The sequence below is a fragment of the Caballeronia arvi genome, assembly GCF_001544695.2.
GTDB classification, from domain to species: Bacteria; Pseudomonadota; Gammaproteobacteria; order Burkholderiales; family Burkholderiaceae; genus Caballeronia; species Caballeronia arvi.
This window is the reverse complement of the sequence record NZ_FCOM02000039.1, coordinates 40,532-62,306: the sequence shown is the minus strand read 5'-3', so window position 1 is coordinate 62,306 and position 21,775 is coordinate 40,532. Positions and strand designations below refer to the sequence as shown.

8 protein-coding genes and 1 pseudogene are annotated in these 21,775 nt (G+C 65.9%); all 9 read left to right on the top strand.

All coding sequences use genetic code 11. From position 1 onward, the window contains the following. Window positions 1-14 precede the first annotated feature (14 nt). The gene (locus AWB74_RS30515; protein WP_061150359.1) at window positions 15-377 is read left to right on the top strand and encodes a GPW/gp25 family protein; all 363 of its coding nucleotides are present in this window, start codon (window positions 15-17) and stop codon (window positions 375-377) included. Beyond that, on the top strand, window positions 374-2,977 hold the full coding sequence (locus AWB74_RS30510) for a putative baseplate assembly protein (RefSeq protein ID WP_061150358.1): 2,604 nt from the start codon (window positions 374-376) through the stop codon (window positions 2,975-2,977). The genes AWB74_RS30515 and AWB74_RS30510 overlap by 4 nt, the downstream gene beginning before the upstream one ends. Continuing rightward, window positions 2,977-5,799 carry a putative baseplate assembly protein gene (locus AWB74_RS30505; RefSeq protein WP_061150357.1) on the top strand — a complete coding sequence of 941 codons (2,823 nt, stop codon included), beginning with the start codon at window positions 2,977-2,979 and terminating at the stop codon, window positions 5,797-5,799. Before AWB74_RS30510 ends, AWB74_RS30505 begins: the two co-directional genes overlap by 1 nt. Further along, on the top strand, window positions 5,796-8,006 hold the full coding sequence (locus AWB74_RS30500; RefSeq protein ID WP_061150356.1) for a hypothetical protein: 2,211 nt from the start codon (window positions 5,796-5,798) through the stop codon (window positions 8,004-8,006). Before AWB74_RS30505 ends, AWB74_RS30500 begins: the two co-directional genes overlap by 4 nt. Window positions 8,007-8,052: 46 nt before the next feature. Then, the gene (locus AWB74_RS30495) at window positions 8,053-11,658 is read left to right on the top strand and encodes a DUF6519 domain-containing protein (RefSeq protein WP_061150355.1); all 3,606 of its coding nucleotides are present in this window, start codon (window positions 8,053-8,055) and stop codon (window positions 11,656-11,658) included. 28 nt (window positions 11,659-11,686) lie between these two features. Next, a complete protein-coding gene (locus tag AWB74_RS30490) occupies window positions 11,687-16,579 on the top strand; it encodes an eCIS core domain-containing protein (RefSeq protein WP_061150354.1) in 4,893 nt (1,630 codons plus the stop codon). Continuing rightward, entirely contained in the window at window positions 16,576-17,511 is a 936-nt protein-coding gene (locus tag AWB74_RS30485; RefSeq protein ID WP_061150353.1) for a hypothetical protein, read from the top strand. Before AWB74_RS30490 ends, AWB74_RS30485 begins: the two co-directional genes overlap by 4 nt. Window positions 17,512-17,651: 140 nt before the next feature. After that, window positions 17,652-18,667: pseudogene (locus AWB74_RS30480) on the top strand (L-talarate/galactarate dehydratase); the annotation flags it as partial. Window positions 18,668-21,149: 2,482 nt separating this feature from the next. Then, on the top strand, window positions 21,150-21,533 hold the full coding sequence (locus tag AWB74_RS48685) for a hypothetical protein (protein WP_407642489.1): 384 nt from the start codon (window positions 21,150-21,152) through the stop codon (window positions 21,531-21,533). The last annotated feature ends 242 nt before the right edge of the window (window positions 21,534-21,775 follow it).

Sequence of the window (21,775 nt, the reverse complement as noted above, 5' to 3'; positions counted from 1 at the left end):
GAGGAAGGAACGCCATGAACCTCGGATTCCCCTACCAGTTCGACGGCTGCGGCCGGACCGCGCAGGCGGGCGACGCCGACTACATCAGGGAGCTGATCGAGCTCGTGCTGTTCACCTCGCCGGGCGAGCGCGTCAACCGTCCGGATTTCGGCTGCGGGCTCTTGCAGCAGGTCTTCGCGCCGAACAGCGACTCGGCGGCGGCCGCGCTGCAATTCCTCGTGCAGGGCGCGCTGCAGAAGTGGCTCGGCGACCTGATCGTGGTCGAAGGTGTCGCCGTCAACGCGGTCGACGCGACGCTCGCGGTGAGCGTGCAGTACGTCGTGCGTGACACGCAGGCGCGCGAAGTCCAGACCTTCACCACCGGAGGGTCGCCATGAGCTACCACTGCTGCGACACGCTGCGGCGCGATCTCGTCGCCGCCTTCAACGAGAAGGGCGGTGCGCCGCCGATCAACGGCATCGACTATCTGGAGGTGCTCGATCACGACGCGCCCGCGGGCAGCCCGCCGCAAAAGACGCTGCTCGTTCACCTGCTGCTGAACGCGCCCGCGCTCACGCGCGACAACATCCAGATAACCGGCGGCGCGCGCATCCGCGATATTCCCGTGAGCTGGGTCGCGCCGGCGAGCAATCCGCCGGCAAGCGTGGTGGACCCGGAGCGCAGCTACTTCACCGGTCTGCCGGACGCGGCGCGCATCCTGCTCGTGCGCACCGGCAGCAACGGCGACCACTCGCTCTACACGCTCACGCTGGTCGGTTCGGTGCAAGGCGGCAATAATGCGCCGCCCGCCGGTTTCGATCCGCGGCTCTGCACGGTCGATTTCAGCTTCAAGGTCGAATGCGCGTCGCCTTTCGACTGCCAGCCAAGCGTCGTCTGTCCGCCGCCGGTTGAAACGTCGCCACAGATCAGCTACCTCGTCAAGGACTATCCGAGCTTTCGCACGCTGATTCTCGACCGGATCGCGCAGCTTTCGCCCCAGTGGATGGCGACCAACGCAGCCGACGCCGGCATCACGCTCGCCGAGCTGCTCGCCTATGTCGGCGATTACCTGAGCTACGAGCAGGACGCGATCGCCACCGAGGCCTATCTCGATACCGCGCGAAAGCGCGTATCGCTGCGCCGCCATGCCGTGCTCGTCGATTACCGCGTCAGCGACGGCTGCAACGCGCGCGCCTGGGTGCAGGTGCGGGTCAACGGCGACGCCGTGCCGCTCGCGCGCACCGGTACGCGCTTCTACACGCGCGTGCCCGGCCTGCCGCCCGTGCTCACGGCGGGCTCGCACGAACTGCAACTCGCCGACGAGAGCGGCGCGCAGGTATTCGAGCCGATGACCGACGCGACGCTCTACACGGCCCACAACGCAATCGGTTTCTACTGCTGGAGCGACGCGCGCTGCTGCCTGCCTGCCGGCACAATGTCGGCGACGCTCGCCGGGCATCTGCCGGATCTGCAGGCGGGCGACGTGCTGGTGTTTCAGGAAGTGCTGGGCCCGGACACGGGCGAGCCCGCCGACGCGGACCCCGGCCATCGGTGCGCCGTGCGCCTCACAGCGGTGAGCGCGGCCGACGGCAGCGGCAATCCGCTCGTCGATCCGCTGCCCAGCGGCGACGGCAGCCTCAATCAGATTACCGAAATACGGTGGCAGGCGGAGGATGCGCTGCCGTTTCCAATTTGCCTGTCGTCGGTGACTGATGCCGCGCACGGGGCGGCGCCGCTCGCCAACGTCAGCATCGCGCTCGGCAACATCGTGCTGGCCGATCATGGCCGCAGCATCGAAGGCGAGGACCTCGGGATCGTGCCGGAGCCCACACTCGTTCTTGCGCAAGCCGGAAGCGACCGCTGCACGCCCGTGACGCCGGCGATGCTGCCGCCGCGCTACTCGCCCGCGCTCGCGAATGCGCCGCTCACCCAGGCCGCGCCGCTCGCAGTCGATGTCGATCCCGTCACGAAAGTCTGGCGGCTCCAGGCCGGGCTGCCGGCCAGCGCGGCGATGACCTGGAGCGCGCACGACGCGCGCCCCGCGATCGCGCTGGACGAGTCGCTCGGCGCCGAGCACGTTGCATGGAACCCCGAGCCCGACCTGCTGGAAAGCAGCTCGCAGGCCACCGACTTCGTCGTCGAGATCGAGTACGACGGCAGCGCGACCCTGCGCTTCGGCGACGACACCAACGGCCGCCGCCCGTCATCGGGCTCCTGGTTCACCGCCGGCTACCGGGTCGGCAACGGCAGCGTGGGCAACGTGGGCGCAGCGTCGCTGTTCCATGTGCTCGCGGCCGATGCGCGGATCACCTGCGTCGTCAATCCGCTGCCCGCGAGCGGAGGAGAGGACCCGGAAAGCGCGGACCAGATCAGGCGCCGCGCCCCCGAGGCATACCGCACGCAGGAGCGCTGCGTGACGGCCGCCGACTACGAGGCGCGCGCGGGCATGTATCCGGGCGTGCAGCGCGCCGCCGCGACGTTCCGCTGGACCGGCTCCTGGTACACGGTGTTCATCACGGTCGATCCGGTCGGCGGCGGGGCGCCGTCGCCGTCGCTCTTGTCCGGACTCGCCGCGTATCTGGAGTCCTACCGCATGGCGGGCTACGACCTGCAGCTCCAGGCGCCGGTCTATGTCTCGCTCGAACTCGGTCTCCTCGTCTGCGTCGATCCCGATTATTTCCGCAGTGACGTCGAGGCGGCGCTCATCGATGCGCTCGGCGCGCGGCAGTTGCCCGACGGCCGCCGCGGCCTTTTCGACCCCGACAACTTCAGCTTCGGACAAACGGTCTATCTGAGCCCGATCTACGCGGCGGCGCGCAGCGTGCCCGGCGTGGGCTCGGTGCGGGTCACGACCTTCCAGCGCCAGGGCATCGACGACGGCCAGTATCTGGCGCGCGGCGAGATGACACTCGGCCGGCTCGAGATCGCGCGCCTCGACAACGAACCGAACTTCCCCGAGAACGGCGTTCTCACGCTCGAAATGTGCGGAGGCAAATGATGGGATGCCTGGGAACCGCCCAATGCACTTGCGGCTGCTGCGCGGGCATCGCGCAGGAGACGCCCGGGCCGGTCGTCAATCGCGCGGGCCTGTCGGAGATCGGCTACCGCGTCGGCGACTATGGCCGCTTTCTCGCGAGCATGCAGGCGCGGCTGTCGAGCTCGGACTATCCGGCGCTCGCCCGGCTCAGCTCGCGGCAGAGAGACGACTTCAGCATGGCGCTGCTCGACTCGGCCGCCGTCATGTTCGATGTGTTGACGTTCTATCAGGAGCGGCTCGCCAACGAGAGCTATCTGCGCACCGCGCAGCAGCGCCGCTCGATGCTGGAGCTTGGCGCGCTGGTCGGCTATCGGCTCAAGCCCGGCGTCGCGGCGCAGGCCCGGCTCGCCTTCTCGCTCAAGCCGCAGGCAGCGGCCATCGTGATTCCGTCCGGCACGCAGGTGCAAAGCGTGCCGGGGCCCGGGCAGAAGGCGCAGACCTTCGAGACCATCGCGGACCTGGCGGCGCGCCCCGAGTGGTCGGCGCTCGCCGCGCAGACGAGCCGGAGCTGGCAGCCCGCGCGCGGCGACACGAGCCTTTATCTCGCCGGCACCTCGACCCAGGTCAACCCCGGCGACGTGATCCTGATCGTGGGCGCCGAGCGGATCGGCAATCCGAACAACGAGAACTGGGACGCGCGCGTCGTCACCACGGTCGTGGCCGATCCCGCCAACGCCCGCACCTTCATCGCGTGGAACGAGGGACTGGGCGCGCCGAGCGGATCGGTCGGACCGGCGCAGCGCGATCCCCGGTGCTTCGTGTTCCGGCAGCGGGCGGCGCTTTTCGGCTACAACGCCGTCGATCCCAACCTGCTCGCGACCACGGACGCTTCCGGGAACGCCACGCCCATCACGCATCAACTGGTTTCGGACGGATCGACGCCTCCCGTCTGGACGTGGGCGGGCTTCGGTCTCGGCTCGACCATCGACCTCGACAGCGCGTATCCCAAGGTCACGCAAGGAAGCTGGGTTCTGCTCGACAACGCCGACACCTTCAGCGCCAGCCGTTCGCTGCAAGGCCGCGTCATGCTGTATTTCGCGCAGGCGGTGGCGGCGATCGCGCGCAGCAACTTCGGCCTCTCGGCCAAGATCACCTCGATTGCGCCCGACACCACCGCGTTCTTCTCCAGTTTCGGCTTGCGCTCGACGCTCGTGCTCGCGCAGAGCGAATCGCTCGCGCTCGCGCCGCAGCCGCTCATCTATCCGCTCTACGGGGCATCGCTCGTCTTCCAGGCGCGTGTCGACGGCCTCGCGCCGGGGCAGGCGCTGGCGATCCAGGGCCAGCGCCAGAAGATCCGCATCCGCGCAGGCGTCACCGGCGTGCAGCTGGTCACGGACACGGGCGCGGTCCGCACGCTCGCGCCCTACGACGTCCTGACCCTCGCGGCGCCGGTCGATTACCTCGACGCGGGCGCGCCGGCCGCGCTCGATCCCGCGAGCTTCGGCGCTGCGCTTGCGCCCGGCGCGGCGAGCCTTGCGCTCATCGTCGAGGCCGAGGACCGCGACGGCACGCAAGGCGTGCTCACCGACGGCGGCACGTCCATGCCTTCCGTTGCTTCAGGCGCGCTCGAACTGGTTGCCGCCGACAAGAAGGACCCGGTCGTGCAGGAAATCGCGCTGATCGCAGCGGGCGCCGCCGCGGTCGCGACCGACCGGGACCGGACCACGGTCGCGCTGGCCGCGAAGCTGGACTATTGCTACGACCGCGCCACCGTGACGGTCAATGCGAATGTCGCGATGGCGACGCAAGGCGCCTCGACCACCGCGATCCTCGGCTCGGGCTCGGCGGCCACGCCCAACCAGCGCTTCACGCTGGCGTCCTCGCCGCTGACCTGCGTCAGCGCGAACACGCCGTCAGGCGCCGTCTCGACCTTGCAGGTGCGGGTCGACGACCTGCTCTGGACGCCGGTCGCGAGCCTCTACGGCGCGGCGCCCACCGACCGCGCCTACAGCGCGCCGGTGAACGACGACGGCTCGACCACGGTGGTGTTCGGCGACGGCGTCGAAGGGGCGCGGCTGCCGAGCGGGCAGAACAACGTGCGCGCGTCGTTCCGGGTGGGTCTGGGCGTCGCGGGCAATGTGGCCGCCGGCGCGATCACGAACCTGATCGACCGCCCGCTCGGCGTGACCGGCGTCACCAATCCCGAGGCGGCGAGCGGCGGCCAGGACCCGCAGTCGATCGGCGATGCGCGACAAAACGTGCCGCTCACCGCGCTGACGCTCGACCGGGCGGTCTCCCTGCTGGACTACCAGAACTACGCGGCCTCGTTCGCTGGTGTCGCCAAGGCGCTCGCGAGCTGGACGCCGAACGGCCCGGGCAAGGGCATCGCCATCACCATCGCCGGCGTCGATGGCGCGACGGTCGCGCCGGACAGCGATACATACATCCATCTGCTCCAGTCGCTGCGCACCTACGGCGATCCGTTCGTGCCGATCACGCTGAGCTCCTACACGCCGGCCACCTTCACGTTGCGAATCGCCCTGAAAATGGCCGCCGATGCCGACCCGGCGGCCGTGCAGGCCGCGGTCCAAGCTGCGCTGCGCAGCCGCTATTCGTTCGCGAACCGAAGCTTCGGCCAGCCGGTGTCGATCGACGAGATCGATGCGCTGGTACAGCCGGTCCCCGGCGTGGTCGCGCTCGAAGTGCGGCAGCTTCGCCGCATTGGCGCGGCGATCGGCTGGCTGCCGCTGCTTCAGTTCGGGCGGCCGTTCCAGATCACCGCGGACACCGACGAGATCCTGACCCTCGACCCCGCGCCTCTTTCGTTTGGAGCGCTGCCATGACACTGCCCGTCGATCAGGTCTTCGAGCTGCTGCCTGCGTGGTTCCGCTCGCGCGACAGCGGCCTCGTCGCGGGCGTCACGCTGCTCACGCCGGCGGAGCAGGCCGAACTCGCGGCGCTTCTCGCCGCCGTGAATCCCGATCCGGTGCAGCAGGCGCGCCTCGACTACCTCGTCGCCAAGCGCGATCGCGGGCCGCTTGCGTCGCTCTGCGCGGTCATCGGCGAGCAGGTGCTCGTGATCGAGGAGAACCTCAAACAGCTTTACGACGACCAGTTCATCGAAACCTGCGCGAACTGGGTGATCCCGTATATCGGCGACGTGATCGGCTATCAGGGCGTGCATGCGGTCACGCCCGACGTGTCGAGCACGCGCGCCGAAGTCGGGCACACGATCTCGTTTCGCCGGCGCAAGGGGACCGCGGCGATGCTCGAAGAGCTCGCGCGCGACGTCACCGGCTGGGGCGCCTGCGCGGTCGAGTTCTTCCAGCGTCTGGGCGACACCCAGCACCTGAACCATTTGCGAGCGCAGTGCCTCTACGCGCCGGACCTGCGCCAATGGGAGCCGCTCTACTACATCGGCGGCGCGTTCGACACGCTGTCGCATACGGTCGACGTGCGCCGCATCGCGAGCGGGCGCGGACGCTTCAACATCCCGAACATCGGCATCTTCCTCTGGCGGCTCAGCCCGTTTTCGGCCACCGCCGTCGTGCCGCATGCCGATGCGGCGGCGCCGTGGCGCTTCTGGATGAGCCCGCTCGGCAACGACATGCCGCTCTTCAACAATCCGCAGACCGAGGAGCCGGTCACGCATCTGGCGCTGCCGATCGACGTGCCCGACCCGATCGGCCTGCGCGTCATGGGTGCTCATCTGCCCGACTACTACGGCCAGAGCGTGCAGGTGCTGGTGAACGGAACCGCAGTCGATGCGGCAGCGGTGCGGGTCTGCAACCTGAAGGACGATGCGCCCACATGGCTTACGCAGCCCGGCGACGGGAAGATGGTGATCGATCCGCGCTCGGGCCGGTTCGTGATGCCGACGAGCATCGCGCCGGGGCCGGGCACTACGGTCACGGTGAGCTTTCATCGCGGCTTCAGCGCGGCCATGGGCGGCGGCGAATATGCCCGCGCGGCGAGCTTCGCGGTGGCGCCGAATGCGGGCGGTCCGGTGCAGCGCGTGCCGGCCGACCAGCCGACCATTCAGGGCGCGCTGAACGCGCTGGGCGGCGCGGGCGTCGTCGAGATCGCGGACAACGGCACTTATGCCGAGGCGCTGTCGATCGATGCTTCCATCGCCAACGCGACGCTCGAACTGCGCGCCGCCGACGGCTTCATGCCGACGCTGCTGTTGCAGGCAGAACTCGACGTGCGCGGCGCGGCCCACACGATGGTCGCACTCAATGGCCTGCAGATCGCGCAAGCCCCGATCCGCGTGCCGGCCGCGCCCGACGCGAGCGGCCAGCCGAACCATCTGAGCGCGCTCACGATCACGCATTGCACGCTGGTGCCCGGCGCCGCGATCGACCGCAACAACACGCCGGCCGATCCTTCCGCCGCAGCGCTCGTCGTCGAGCTACCGGACACGGCGCTGACCCTCGCGCAATCGATCACGGGCGCGATCCGCTCCGATCCGTCCACGAGCACCACGGCGACCGACAGCATCATCGATGCGACGGTGTCCACCAACGTGGCCTATGCGGGCCTCGATGCGGCTTCGGCGGGCGGCACCCTGAGCCTCGACGCGGTGACCGTCATCGGCAAGGTCAACGCGAAGGTCATGCAGCGGATATCGAACTCGGTGCTGCTCGCCGCGCTGGCCCCGGCCGACACCTGGACGGCGCCCGTGCTCGCCGAGCGCCGCCAGATCGGCTGCGTGCGCTTCACCTATTTGCCCGTCACGTCGCGCGTGCCGTCGCGCTATCGCTGCCAGCCGCCGCTGCCGGGCGAGAACGTCGCGGCGCTTTGCGTCGTGGCGAACGAAGGGCTGCCGGTCGGCCTCGGTCCGCGCTTCACGAGCCTGCGCTTCGGCACGCCCGGCTATGCGCAGATGGAGCCCGTCACCGCCGATGCGATCCGCCGCGGCGCGAGCGACGAAGGCGAGATGGGCGCCTTCCATCAGCTGTATCAGCCGCAGCGCGAGGCCAATCTGCGCGTGCGTCTCGTCGAGTACCTGCGCGTGGGGCTCGAGGCCGGAATCTTTTATGAAACATGAGGCGATCGCCACGGCCCGCCGCCTGTGAGCGTTGAGAGGAACTGTCATGAGCTTCGATGCCAGCCGCTTCACCTTCGACCCCTGGAACGACTACGCCGGCGTCGTCATGCAGCAGGGCCGCGTGCAACTCGACGAGGACTGGAACGAATGGGTGGCGGAGGTCATGCGCCGCATCCGGACCGGCACCGCCGATATCATCGGCATCGCTGCCGTGCCGCGCGCCACCACGCCCGACGGGTTCAACATCACGCCGTCGGCGAGTTCGTCGGGCGCCTTCACGCTGACGATCGGCCGCGGGCGCATGTACGTGGACGGCCTGCTCGCCGAGAACCACGGCCTGCCGGCGCCGAGTCCGCTGAAGTGGACCGACGGCACCCAGGGCGCGTCGGCGGCGCCCGCGCTGCTGTGGGACCCGGTGCTCGACGAAGAGACCGGCAGCACCGACGTGCCGTACGACCAGCAGCCGTACTACTTCGCTCCGATGCAGGCCGCGCTGCCGACGACACCCGGGCCTCACGTCGTGTATGTCGATGTCTGGCAGCGCGAGCTGACGCATCTGCAGGCGCCCGATCTCGTCGAGAAGGCGGTCAACGTCGATACCACCGAGCGCCTGCAGACCGTCTGGCAGGTCAAGGTGCTGGCGGACACCGGCGCGGGCACGGCCTGCGGCGCGGACCTCGGCGCCCTTCTGAACGCGGCCGGGATTCACCCGTCAGCCTCGCGCCTGACGACCGACGCGATCGACGTGCCGCTGCCGACCGACCCTTGCCAGATTCCGTCGGCAAGCGGCTTCAAGGGTCTGGAAAACCAGCTCTACCGGGTCGAGATCCACCAGGACGGCGCCAACGCCGGCGGCGCGAGCTTCAAGTGGTCGCGCGACAACGCCACCATCGCCACCCTCGTGCTCCAGATCACCGCCACCGATACGCTCGTCGTGCAGAGCGTCGGCCGGGACGATGTGCTGCGCTTCAATCCGCTCGACTGGATCGAGATCACCGACGACTGGCAGGAGCTCAACGGCCTGCCGGGCGAGATCCACCAGATCAAGTCGATCGAGGACGCGACGCGCACCATCACGCTACAAACCGCGCTCATCACCCCCGCGAGCTACCCGGTCGATGGCCAGGGCAACACCGATGCCGCGCGCCACACGCGCATCCGTCGCTGGGACCAGTCCGGCAAGGTGCTTGCAGCCGATGGCGCGACCGTCTACTGGGATCTCGACAACCCGGCCTCGGCGACGGTGCCGGCCGGGACCATCCCCCTGCCGCCCGCGGGCACGCAGGTGATGCTCGAAAGCGGCGTGCTGGTCAGCTTCTCGCTCGACGCCGCGATCACGGGTGGAACCTACGCCGCCAGGGACTTCTGGTGCTTCGCCGCGCGCACCGCCGACGGCACCGTGGAAAAGCTCACAGCCGCGCCGCCGCGCGGCATTCACCATCACTACGCGCAACTGGCCGTGGTGACTTTTCCGAACGGTGTCTCGGACTGCCGCACCTTGTGGCCGCCGCTGCCGGGCGGCGGCGCGGGTTGCTGCTGCGACGTCACCATCGGCCCGTCGGACCTCAAGGGCGACACGACCCTGCAATCGATCATCGAAGGGCTCAAGAGCAAGCGCGGCAGCGCCGTCTGTCTGGAGGCGGGGGAGTATCCGCTTACCCAGCCGATCGTGTTGACCGAGGCCCATTCCGGGCTCTCGATCAAGGGATGCGGCGATGACGTGGTCCTGTCGGTGCGCAAGGGTTCGGAAGGGGCGTTTCAGGACGGGGTCATCGTCATTGTGGGCGCGGGCGATGTACGGCTGGAAAACCTGCGGATCGAGATTCCCGAGGCTCCTTTCGTGCCGCCCAAAAAGACCTTCGCGGGATTGCCGCTCGCGGCCTTGCCGCCCGACGTGAACTCCGTCATCGGGCAACTGGTCGTCTCGATCGGCGTGCGCGCGATCAACTGCGCGGACCTCACCATCAGGGACTGCCTGTTCGAGTTCGGCAACTTCGGCAAGGACATGCCCAACAAGACCGGATTCGGTGTCGGCGTGTTCGGCGGCGGCGCCAACGACGGCCTCATGCTCGAAGGCAACACCTTCAGCGGCACGGGTCCGTTTCTCGCGGGCTACCTGCTGGCGCCCGCGGTGCAATTCAATGCGCCGGGCAAGGAGAAGCCCACGACGCGGCCGCCCATCCGGCTGCCGGGCGGCATCAACCGGTTTCCGCTGACCGACCTGGCGACGGCGGCTTCGGCTGGCACCGATGCGAAGGCCGCAAAGACCGCGAAAGCCGCCGATCAGGCGGCGCTTGCCGCCGTCACGCACACCACCGGCGTGCTGCGCGCGGTCGACGGGCTGCGCACCCTCGCCGTCTTCGCGCCGCAGACCCAGAATCTGGCCGCGGCGGGCGGTCAGGTGCTGGTGCCGAGCCTGATGTCGGCCTCGATCCGGAACAACGATTTCTCGGGGCTGGATATCGCCGCGCTCATCCTGGCGCAAGCCGGCGCCGTCGATTTTTCGGCCAATCAGGTCGATGCCGGCGGCGGGCTCTGGATTGTCGATCCGCAGGACCAGCTCGTGTTCGCCTACGACACCACCATGCTGCTCGGCAGCCTCGTGGCCTGTGCCTACCCCCTGCCCGCTGAACAGGGCATCGGCGATATCGCCGTCACCGCCGTGAAGGCGGCGTCGCCGCCGGTGCGCATCTATGCCGGGCCGAAGAGCTTCACCGACAGCACGGGCGACGTATGGACGCCCGACGCCAATGCCGCCGGGGTCGCGGTCTCGGGAGGCAGCCTGAACCGGCCGGCCAACCCGGCGGCGATCACCAACGCGCTGCCCGCCGCGTCGGATCAGGCGCTCTATCAGAGCGAGCGTTTCGGCAGCTTCAGCTACACCTTTTCGAACCTGCCCGCGGGCTACTATCAGGTGCGGCTCAAGTTCGCGGAGATCGCCGACACCAAGCCGGGCCAGCGGGTCTTCAATGTCTCGATCAACGACGATCGGGTGCTGACCAGCTTCGATGTGTTCGCCGATGCAGGCGGCGCGAACATTGCCGTCGACCAGACCTTCGGCGGCATCGTGCCGTCTTCGGGCAAGGTCGTGATCGACTTCGAGGGCGCGGGGAGCCCCGATCCGAACGCGAAGGTCGGCGCGGTCGAGCTGGCTTCGCAGCTCTACCAGTTTCCGGACTCGCTCAACGAGATCGGCCAGTTCCTGGTGCAACTGACGACGCTCGGCGCCCAGCCCTTCGCCGGAGCGTCCGGGCCGGTGCCGGACGTGCGCGTCGACGCGAATCACATGAGTGGTCTGGACGCAGCCGGGCTCCTGATGTTCAGCTCGCCGGACCCCGCCATGCAGGGCTCGGTGACGATGAACGGCAATCTCGTGCGCGTCGCGGCCGCGCGCGGCGAAGGCACGTTCTTCTTCTTCCTCGCGACGACCTGCCTGCTCGGGCCGAAGATCGCCACCGTGACCGGCAACCAGCTGCTCAACGCGAACCTCGAAGGCCTGGGCCTCCTGATCGCGATGGCGGACCCGCAGTCTCCCAAGGCCGCGATCACCGGCAACGTGCTGAGCGGGCGCTGCGTGCTGCCGGCACGCAATCTGGGCAACGCAGTGCCGCCGCCGATGAACAGCTGGGAGTTCATGAACACCCTGTTCTGAGGCGGGCACATCGCACCGGGATGCGGCCATGCATGCGTTCGAACACGCCAGCCGGTCTGAAGGAGAAGCCGGGCGCGCGCTCGGGGAGCGCCAGTGCGAGGCGCCCGAGCGCGAGCTGGACGGCAGGGCGCCCGCGAGCGCCGGGCCCGGCCGCGCGGCGGGCGCGTACGGTGCAGCGGGTGCAGCAGGCGCGCCGTGCGACGGCGGCGCGGCGAATGCCGGCGCTGCATGTGCGGCGTTCAGTTTCGCGCGCGTGCCGATCGCGCCCGGACAACGCGCTCCGGATGCGGATGCGGACGAGGCGGAGCGGCTCGCTCCGCGCGTCGCGCGCGTGACGGCCGAGATGTCGCGCGCCTTCGGACTGGACTTCTCGAAGGTGCGCATCCGCCACGATGCCGCGGCGGCACGCATCGCGGAAACCCATGGCGCCCTGGCGCTCACCGATGGCCGCGAGATCCTGTTCGCCCGCCATGCGTTCGCTCCCGGGACGACGTGGGGCGATCGCATCATCGCGCACGAGTTCGCTCACGTCGCCCAGGCCATGGGCGGCACGAAGCGCAGCGGCCGGCTGCGCGTGCGGGGCAGCGCGGTCGCGGCGCTTGGCGCACTGCATTTCGACGGCGCACGTCAGGCGGCTTCGGGAAGCGCCCTACGCGATATCGAGGAGGAAGCCGACCGCGCGGCGCAGGCCTACCTCGATGGCGGCGAGCCCGAGGTCGAGGCCGCCGCGCTCGACGCTCATGGTGCGCGCAAGGCGGCGTCGGATGCGCCCGCGCCGGCGAAAGCCCCGAAGATTCCCGCGCCTCCGCTCGGGGTATGGATTCGCGTGGCCAACGGCGAGACGTTCTTCTATCTGTTCAACCCGGCCGATCTGTCGAGCAAGAGCGCGCAGGAGGCGGCCCGATGGGTCTATGGAGTCTATGCCGCTCAGGTGTTCGGCGTGGGCCGTCAGCTTGCCGACAAATGCGCCGACGCGCAGGGCGTGCACTTCGAAGGCGGTCGGGCGCCGGCCGACTATGCGTCCGACGAGGGCTTCTGGGTGCGGATCGAGCCGGGCTTGCAAGAGGAAACCGTCAAGTACTTCGCAAACATCGGGATCCATCCCAAGCTTAGTCCGACGAAGGTCGCGACGATATACGACGAGCTCGGCAAGGGGAGCACCGGCGGCGCGGACGAGAGCGGCGAAGACACCGGCGCCGGCACCCAGCCGAAGACCGACGAGACCGCGGGCGACAAGGAGCGCCAGAAGGAACAGGACTCGCCCGAGCTTAAGAAGGCGCGGGACCTTCTTCAGCTGCTGCGCACGAAGTACCCGGAGATGTTCACCGCGATCAAGTCGGAAGACCTATCGGAACTCGATCTGCTGAAGTTCATCGCCCAGAACCCGACGCTCTTCGAGGACCTGCCGAAGATACCGATCGGCGCGACGCCGACCGCGGACCTGTCGAAGTTCAAGCAGTTCCTGGAGAAGTGGAAGGGCTCCCATCAGAACGACCAGGGAACCGGCGACACGCCCGGCCAGGGCGGCGGCACCAATCCCGAAGGCGAGGCCGTCAAGATGCTCCCTCCGGACGGCGAGATCGCGCTCGATCCGCCGCTCGATGCCTCGAAGGGCGACAAGTTCATCACCGGCTCCACGGTGGAAGCCAGCATGAAATGGAAGGGCGAGGCGCTCGGCTGGATGGATGCGTTTCCGCACTGGGGCCAGTTCGACTGGCGCCTCGTCGATACGCTCAAGAACACGGTCGTCGACAAGCCGTTTCACATCGGCCTCGGCGTGGGCGCCGACAGCTGGAGCGTCGATGTGCCGAAGCGGGGCGGCACCTATCAGCTGCTGGTCACGATCGAGAGCCCGCATTTCTACGGCTTCTCGTTCACGCCCAAGCCGGTGATGATGCCCACCGTCAACGAGGCGACCCGCGACAAGGATGTCTTCAACGCCTCGTTCGTCGGCGACGACGACAAGTTCCCGTTCGAGCGCGACGAGCGCGGCAAGCTCCGCCTCAAGCCGGGACAGAAGTCGCTGTCGCTCGATGACGAGATCACGAGCCTCGATACGCAGATCGGCGGCATCCATGCGCTCGAAGGCAAGGGCAAGCTCACCGCCGAGAACGCGAAGAACTACGCCGAGTACTTCGAGAACGAGAAGAAGGCGCTCGGAGAACTCAAGACCAAGACCGAGGCGGCGAAGGGAACGTACTTCGTGCGCATGACCTTCGTGTCGCGCGAGAACTCCTCGACCATTCCGCAGATGCGGGTGTACATGGTCGAACTCGAAGACTCCGTGACGCTCGATGACGACGAACAGGGAACGGCGACCTTCAAGGTCATCCTCTACGACACGACGCTGAACCAGGAGAACTACACCCGCCATCCCGGCGAGGGCGAGACGCCCATTCGCAAGGGCCACGAGGCGCGGGCGCACCAGCAGGCCGAACTGGACGCGGTGAAGGACATGGCGGAGCACTTCCACAGTCACAACGACTACCCGAAGGGCACCATCCACATGGCGGTGAAGCTGCTGCTCACCAACGGCGTCTTCGAGGACACGCGCAACACCAACAACTGGAAGAAGCCGGCCGAGGCGGCCATCGGCTATATCGGCATGGCGGCCGGGATCGCGCTGATCCTTGCCTCGCCGCTGGACCTGGGTGCCACCGCGGTGGCGGGCATCGCGCTGATCGGCGCGGCTTCGGGGCTCATCAGCGCCAGCATCGCGCTGGAAGAGCAGTTCGCCAAGGAAGGCCGCATCAAGGTGGACTCGCGCCTCGCGCTGAATCTCGTGACGATCGCCACCTCGCTCGTCGGACTGTCGGAGATCCGGGGCGCGTTCACCACGGTGCGCCAGCTGTCGAGAGGCGTCGCATTCGTGAAGATCGGCTTCAACCTCGGCGCGACCGGCATTCAGGCCGCGATCGTCTATCAGCAGGTGCAGGACGAGCTCAATGCCCTCGAAGCCCAGTACAAGCCGCGGCTGCTCTCGATGGACCCGAACTCAGCCGAGTACAAATCGCTCGAGCGCGAGTACAAGTCCAAGGTCGCCCAGATCATGGGGGCCGCAGCGGCCAACGGCACCTTCATGCTGGTCGCGTTCGGGCAGGGCGTTCATGGGCTCGCGGAACTGCCGGCGCCGGGGATGATGTCCGGCAAGAGCTTCAGCGTCCACGAGGACGTGATCGATCTGGTCCAGCAGTTCAGCGAGACCCGCGATCCGCGTCCGATCGAAGCGCGCATCCAGTCCGGTACGTCGACGCCGGACGAACTCGGCTATCTCAAGGAAGCCCTCGGCAAGATTCCCGCGAAGAAGGCGAGCGAGCTACCGGCGACACCCGCGCCCGCCAAGGGCAAGCAGCCCGCGGCCGCCGCGGCGGCCGGGGCAGGCGCAGCACCGGCCGCCCAGCCCGACACGCCGGCAGCGCCGCCGAAGCAGCAGCCTTCTCAGGCGGCGCAGCAGGCGGGCAAGCCTGCGGATCTGCCCGCCGACCCGCTCAAGCACGCGCCCGCAGCCGACCAGCCGCCGGCACAACAGTCCGCCCCACCGGCTGAACAGAAGCCCGCGGCACCTTCGGCCGACACGCCGCACGGTGCGCCGGCCGACGATCCGTCGGCGGCCCATGCCGACGCCCAAAAGAAAGCCGATCAGGTCGCGTCCGATGCAGCGGGAGACGCGAAGGTAGACACAAAGGGAGACGCAAAAGCGGCGCCCGAGGGCAAATCTGCCGAACCCGAAAAGCAGCTCGCCGATTCCCCTGACCCGGCGACCGCGCCACAGCAGCAGGCCGATACGCCCAAGCCCGAGACAACGGAAGAACGCATCGCGCGGCAGACGCAGGCGGCGAAGGAAGCCTATCGGCTCGCGAAAAAGTCGAAATACAAGAGCAAGAAGTTCGATACCGAAGAGGAGTTCATCAAGCGCTATACCGATCCGGACAACCCGAAGATCTTCGATCTGGAGTCGCGACATTGGGTGAACGAAAGCACCGAAGGAAAACCTTCCGAAACGATGGCAAGTACCAAGGGGCTGCTCGGGCAGGCGCGCGAGGACGCCCTCAATGCGGCCATGAGCAAGTTCACCGACATCGATTCCACTTCGACCTTCAAGCCCTACTACGACATGCTCATGGAGGAGCGTCTCGCCACCAAAGCCGATGTGAGGCGCGAATTGCAGGCGCTGCTCGACGGCATCCCGAAGGGGAAGTCATACACGGTCGATACCATCCGCCACAACCTGAAGGCCAAGTTCCGCCAGGAGATCGTCAAGCGGATGTTCGCCAACGCGGAGGGCCAGGCGCTCACGCCGCAGGAGAGCCACGCGGCGATGCGGCGCATGACCAAGGATCTGAACTCCTCGGACAAGGGCAATCTCACCGAGACGTGGATCGACGGCTACCGCAGCCTCGATCCCGACAACCCGAAGGCCGGCGTCGCCGAGCACGTTCAGTTGCCCGCCGAGGGCGCAGCCGCTTCTGAACAGGGCGTGCCGCCCAGGCGGACCACGTCGAAGCATGTGGAAGCCAGCAAGGGCGAGGGCGGCGCGGCGCCCTCGCAAGACCGCGTCCTCGACCGGGTCGAGTTCGATGAGCACAACGTCGGCACCATCAACGAGATCAAGTCCGGCGAAGGCAGGATGAACGAGCACGACCTGAGCCAGCATGCCGACAACATGGCGATGGTCAACAAGATGGGCGGCACGTCGGTCAACGTAGAGGATCAGCCAGTGGCATTGAAGCAAGTGAAGCTCACCTTCACCAGCCCCGAAGGAGCGAGCGCCAATGCCGACTGGATAGGCGACCAGCTGTCGAGAAATGGTAACCTCTCCGTCGAAGTCTTCAACAAGGCCGGCGAGCGGAAGGTATTCACCAAGAGCAACGTCGGCAAGAATGCCAGCGAACTTCTCAAATTCCTGGGACCAGCCAAATGAAATACGCATTGGAGCTGGGCCTTGCGGGCCCGGATCTCACGGCCATCCTCGAAGCCCTTGTCACGCAGGGATTGCCGCGTGCGGGCGACCCCATCAGACTCACCGTCGACGCGTCGCCAAAGAAGCCGGCCGCGGACTGGCTCGCGCGCGGTCTGAAGTGCAAGGTCGAGTTCATGGCCCGATGGGATGACGCCTGGATCAGCTTGGACCGCGACAGAATCGTCAAGCTCTCGATGGACGACTGCGAATTCGACCCCCCCGCGCTGCTGAAGCTGATCGAGACGCTGCCCGTGACGCTCGTCTCGGCCGGCTCGATCCATGGCGAATGGGAGGATGGAAGCCTCGGCGAGCAATACCTCGCACCCGGATTCGGCGACCTGCACTGGTCGCATGGTCCGTTCTGCGCATTCAAGGGAGCGGGGCACGAGCGGCTCGTGTCGCGCCGCTGGCTGGAATACGGGCCCTGGAAGCTGCTGCGGGGAAACGGCGACGTGAGCCTCGTGCAGTTCCACGAACTCGGCGCCGACGCGCAGACTGCCTTGCAGGAGGCGAGGCCGGGGCACGAGCGGATGGGCATCTCGCCGACAGGCGGCTTCGTTCAGCAACCGTTCCCCTATCGATATGGACTGAAGGGGCGCTATCTGCCAGCGCTTCGCAAACTCGACTTCGTGGTGAACGGCAGGCCGGTTCCCGAGCTCGAAATGCTGGAAGCGGCCGCCTCGCGGCACGATCAGATTCTCGGCGCGGAGAAGCGGATCGAATCGGTGGCCTACACTTTTGTCGTCGAAGAGGAAGCCCGTGACCATTTGCACGAACTCTGGCTACATGGCCTGGAATGCTGGGCCATCATCGAAGGAAAGGAAGTGCGGCTCGATGAGGAATACCATCCCGATGCATCGCCACCGGGTTGGGTGAAGCAAGGCGCGTTCTGACCGGCCCCGATAGCGGCGAGCGTTGAGATACGACTACCTTTGGAAACCAAAGGATGCTGCGCTTGCACGACCGGCTGTTGAGGATCGTTCTCTTTCCTTGCAACCGGAGCAGCCATTCGAACCAGCCGCGCCCGACGTAAGCCATTCTCTTTGCGGAGATTGAAACAGCAGACGGTCATCGCGGGCTCGGCTTCAGCTACTCAAAGCGCGCCGGCGGCCCCGGCCAATTCGCGCATGCGAAAGAGATCGCTCCCGTGCTCATCGGCGAAGATCCAAGCGACATCGCTCGACTTCGGGACAAGCTCGCGTGGGCAGGCGCATCAGTAGGCCGCAGTGGCATGGCTGCACAAGCGATCGGCGCGTTCGACGTCGCTCTCCGGGACGTGAAGGCCAAACGCGCGAACCTGTTCCTTGTCAAGCTGCTGGGCGCGCATCGAGACTCGGTGCGTTGCTACAACACCTCGGGCGGTTTCCTTCATACGCCACTCGATCAGTTGCTTACTAACACCGACGCCTCGCGAGAGAAGGGTATCGGCGGGATCAAGCTCAAGGTGGGACAACCCGACTGTGCGATTGATATTTACCGCGTGCAAACGGCGCGCAAGCATTCGGGCGATGTTTTCCCGCTGATGGTAGACGCCAATCAGCAGTGGGACCGGCCTCCGCACAACGCATGTGCCGCACCTTCGAGCAGTTCAACCTTATCTGGATCGAGGAGCCGCTCGATTGCTATGACGCGGAAGGTCACGCTGCACTGGCCGCCCAGTTTGACACGCCGATCGCAACCGGCGAAATGTTGACGAGCGTGTCCAAACATTGGGAGTTCATCCGTCAGCGCGGCGCGGACTATCTAATGCCGGATGCGCCGCATGTCGGCGGCATCACGCCATTTTTGAAGGTCGCGACATTGGCTGATCATGCGCGATTGATGCTGGCGCCGCACTTCGCCATGGAATTGCACGTGCATCTCGCGGCCTGCTATTCCCGTGAACCGTGGGTCGAACATTTCGAATGGCTGGAGCCGCTGTTCAACGAGAAGCTCGAGACACGTGACGGTCGGATGATGGTTCCCACGCGACCGGGCCTAGGGCTCACACTTAGCGACCGTGTAGCAGGCTGGACGGCTCAGGAGGCGGAAGTCGGTGCCCGCGGCTGACTTAAAGGAGTCACTTCCAAACTTCCTCGTCGCTGGCTGTGCGAAAAAAGTGTGAAAGGGAACGGGGCGTTACAGCGGCGCCGGCGTCTGACCGCCCTCATTGATCCGGCTAGATCAGTATGAAAGGTCCGCGGGTGGCGTTGGCTCGGGTGCCGAACTTCGCGCTGCATTTTAAGACCGAGCGCCACTTGACCGAACGTGCATCAAAGAAGGGGAGAATGGCAGCGCTCCACCGCGTGTTTGTAGGTAGCAAAAGTTTGCTGCAGCCGATGCCTGAATCTGTTCCGAAGCGGTCGTTCGCCTTCCGCAAAGCCGAACGACCGCGCCGGGTCGGTTCGGTGCATTCGCCGATGGCCCGGCGGCGGCGAGGTTCCCGCGTTGGTCATTAGGCGGAACCCGGCCATGAAGTGTCACTCGCGCGTACTGTCGTTCGGACATTCAGGCGTCGATTCCAAGCGGAAACCGGCCATTCCGTTATTTCTGAACGGAGCAGCGTTGATGCTCGGCCAATGCGGACGCTCAGTTATCGGCATCGTTGGCGCGAGTAATCATTGCATGGCGCACTTCGGACCCTAAATTGGAGAACGCTACCGCGCACCGTCTGGACGGTGGGCGGGCTGTCTCCTTGTCGGCGAGGCGGACATTGGCTCTTTCGCAGGTGTTTGCCAAAACTTGTTACGGGTTGCCTTTTTATTTGCGTAGTTCAGCGAGCGCGCAGCACGCTGCCACTCATTGGTCTAATGGAAGGTAGGGATTAACTCACCATGAATACGTACTATCTGGTCCAATACTCGTATGGCCTCATGTAGCTCATGTTCGATATACTGTGGCTCTCTACCTGCATCTAATGAATCGGCTATAGCGTCGATTACCGGTTTCGTTATATTGGGTGAAACTTTCGCTAGCCTATGATGCAGATTCGTACGGCGTTGAAACAGCATCCAGTACTCGTATCGGTCTGATACGAACAGAGACAGCCCCTCGTATTGCTCTTTCGGGATATTGAGCGAGTCGGCGATATCTTTAACGTCCTTACCCTTAGACGCCATATCGTCTATCACGGCTGCTAGGTCCTCACTTATAGCATTCAGGAAGGTCTCAATCGTTTGCTCCATTTCAAATCCTTGTTGAGTTAGACCCGCGTCCTCAACTTAATAAGATACTCGGCCGTAGCATGAGAAGGACGGTGGAAAGGGCCACACCAATTCTTGTCGGCTAATCGATGCGAATTACCAACAGGTGCGACTAGTTATAGCTGTATTCAGCCTGAAAAGATAGACATTCCGGTGGCAGTCGTTAAAACAAGGCGTTTCGGCCATGACACCGACAGGCTCCCCTCAGCATAACGGCCAATATCAAAAAAACTGTTGAAATAGGCCACGGGTGGCAAAGGCGACAATATCCCGGATCTGGCCAATTTAGCCATCCATGGGTAGGCTGCGCCTTAATGCCACCGTTCGGCCGTAAGCGGCTATGCACGTCGTTTTGATTACGCTTCGTGCCGCCGACGCCAAGCTGGATCAGTTGCTGACCTCTCGATGATCCGGGTAACGAGTTCGCGATTGCTAGCGGTTCCATAATGAGATCCACATCGGAGCGGTTCAAGTGAATCTCGGCATCCGGATCGAAACGAAGTCGGGGGCTGCCGCTGCTGTAGATGGCAGCAGGCGCGGCCGTGCTCGGTTTCGCGATTCGGCGCGCTATTTGTGGTCGGCCATACATTTGGGCGGCACGCAGGCGAGCCGAACCGTTGACTCATGCCACGGTTATCGTCCGCGGGCTCATTTTTTGGCCGGCGCAAGCATCTGCACAATCGCCAGCCCTGACGGCACCGCACATTCGTTCCGACACACGAACCTTCGCAGCCCTTGACGCGATGCTCGTCGCGCACGCATCCGCGGCCCTTTGCGGTCGACAGAGACGCGCCAGAGCATAGGCTACCGTCACTCCCATCACCAAGCTCAAACGCGGTCCCAAACGAGGGTGCTGGGCGCCACCTTGCTGCAAGCCATCCAGGATACTCGATAGCTCGCCCCATCTTGCTTTCGCGGCAACGCGGGCCGCAGGACAACCTCCACCGCGGCCGGATCACAACCGATACGCCCAATGGATGTGGGAAAGACGGGTTCGCATCCAAACAACGAAATAAACGGAGTTCGCCCGGCGGAAAGGGGCTACAGTGAGCAGACCGTCCTCACAATGAGGACGGTCTTTCAGAGGTAGTTATGCGATTAGATATCAAGAATGCAATTCCCCTCGCGGAAAATGAGGCTGCTTACAGCCGGGATCGTCGGGCGAAGCTTCTCATTCTCAAGACTGCGGACGATAAGAGAGCAGAGCGGAGGAGTATCAGTTTTTCACATATCGATTCAACCGTAAGCAAGTGGCGATTTCCTGCTAAACCGTAAAAAGCCGATCTTGGTGCTTCGTTTTCCCATTCAGCACCGAAGTTGCGACGCCGCCAGGCATCTTTCTGGGGCTTATGACGATCGACGGAAATCACGCGACGCCGGGGCGCATGAATCTTCGGCAGCGGCTTGATTGGCTTTTCGTGACAATCTGCGTGGCCCGCTACCCAATTCACACCGGTGCCGGGGAACTGGCCGTCGCATACATCGCGGCGACCGGTATGCCCTACACCACGCACCGCGGACTACTGCGCTCGCGTCATCTTACGAAAGACCTTGCCGAGCTTCACGAACGCGGGCTGGTAAAGCGCGAAATCGTCGTTTTGCGGCAAGGAGGCAGGATCGCCGTCGTGAACAAGTACGCTCTAACTGCCAAAGGCCGAGATCAAGCAAAAGTCATTATCGCCCGCACCATTTGCGTCGAATTGATTCCGGCTGCTGAAGACGTGTACACGTGACTTTTCAGATCAAAGGCGGCACTAGCCTCGAAGTCCTCGGCGCGCCGGGAAGCCGCATACCGCTGCGCAACGGCCCGTTCACCGAACGATGGGCCTCTCTGGTTGCCGAGATCGCCGGACAAGCCGCGATCGACGTGTTGCTTTTGGCCCAACCGAGTGATCCAGGACGTCCGGGATTCGCGAATGCGGGATAGCGTTCCGGCTCTGTTCGGCCCATGAGCGGCCGGTCGAGGTCGTCGTCC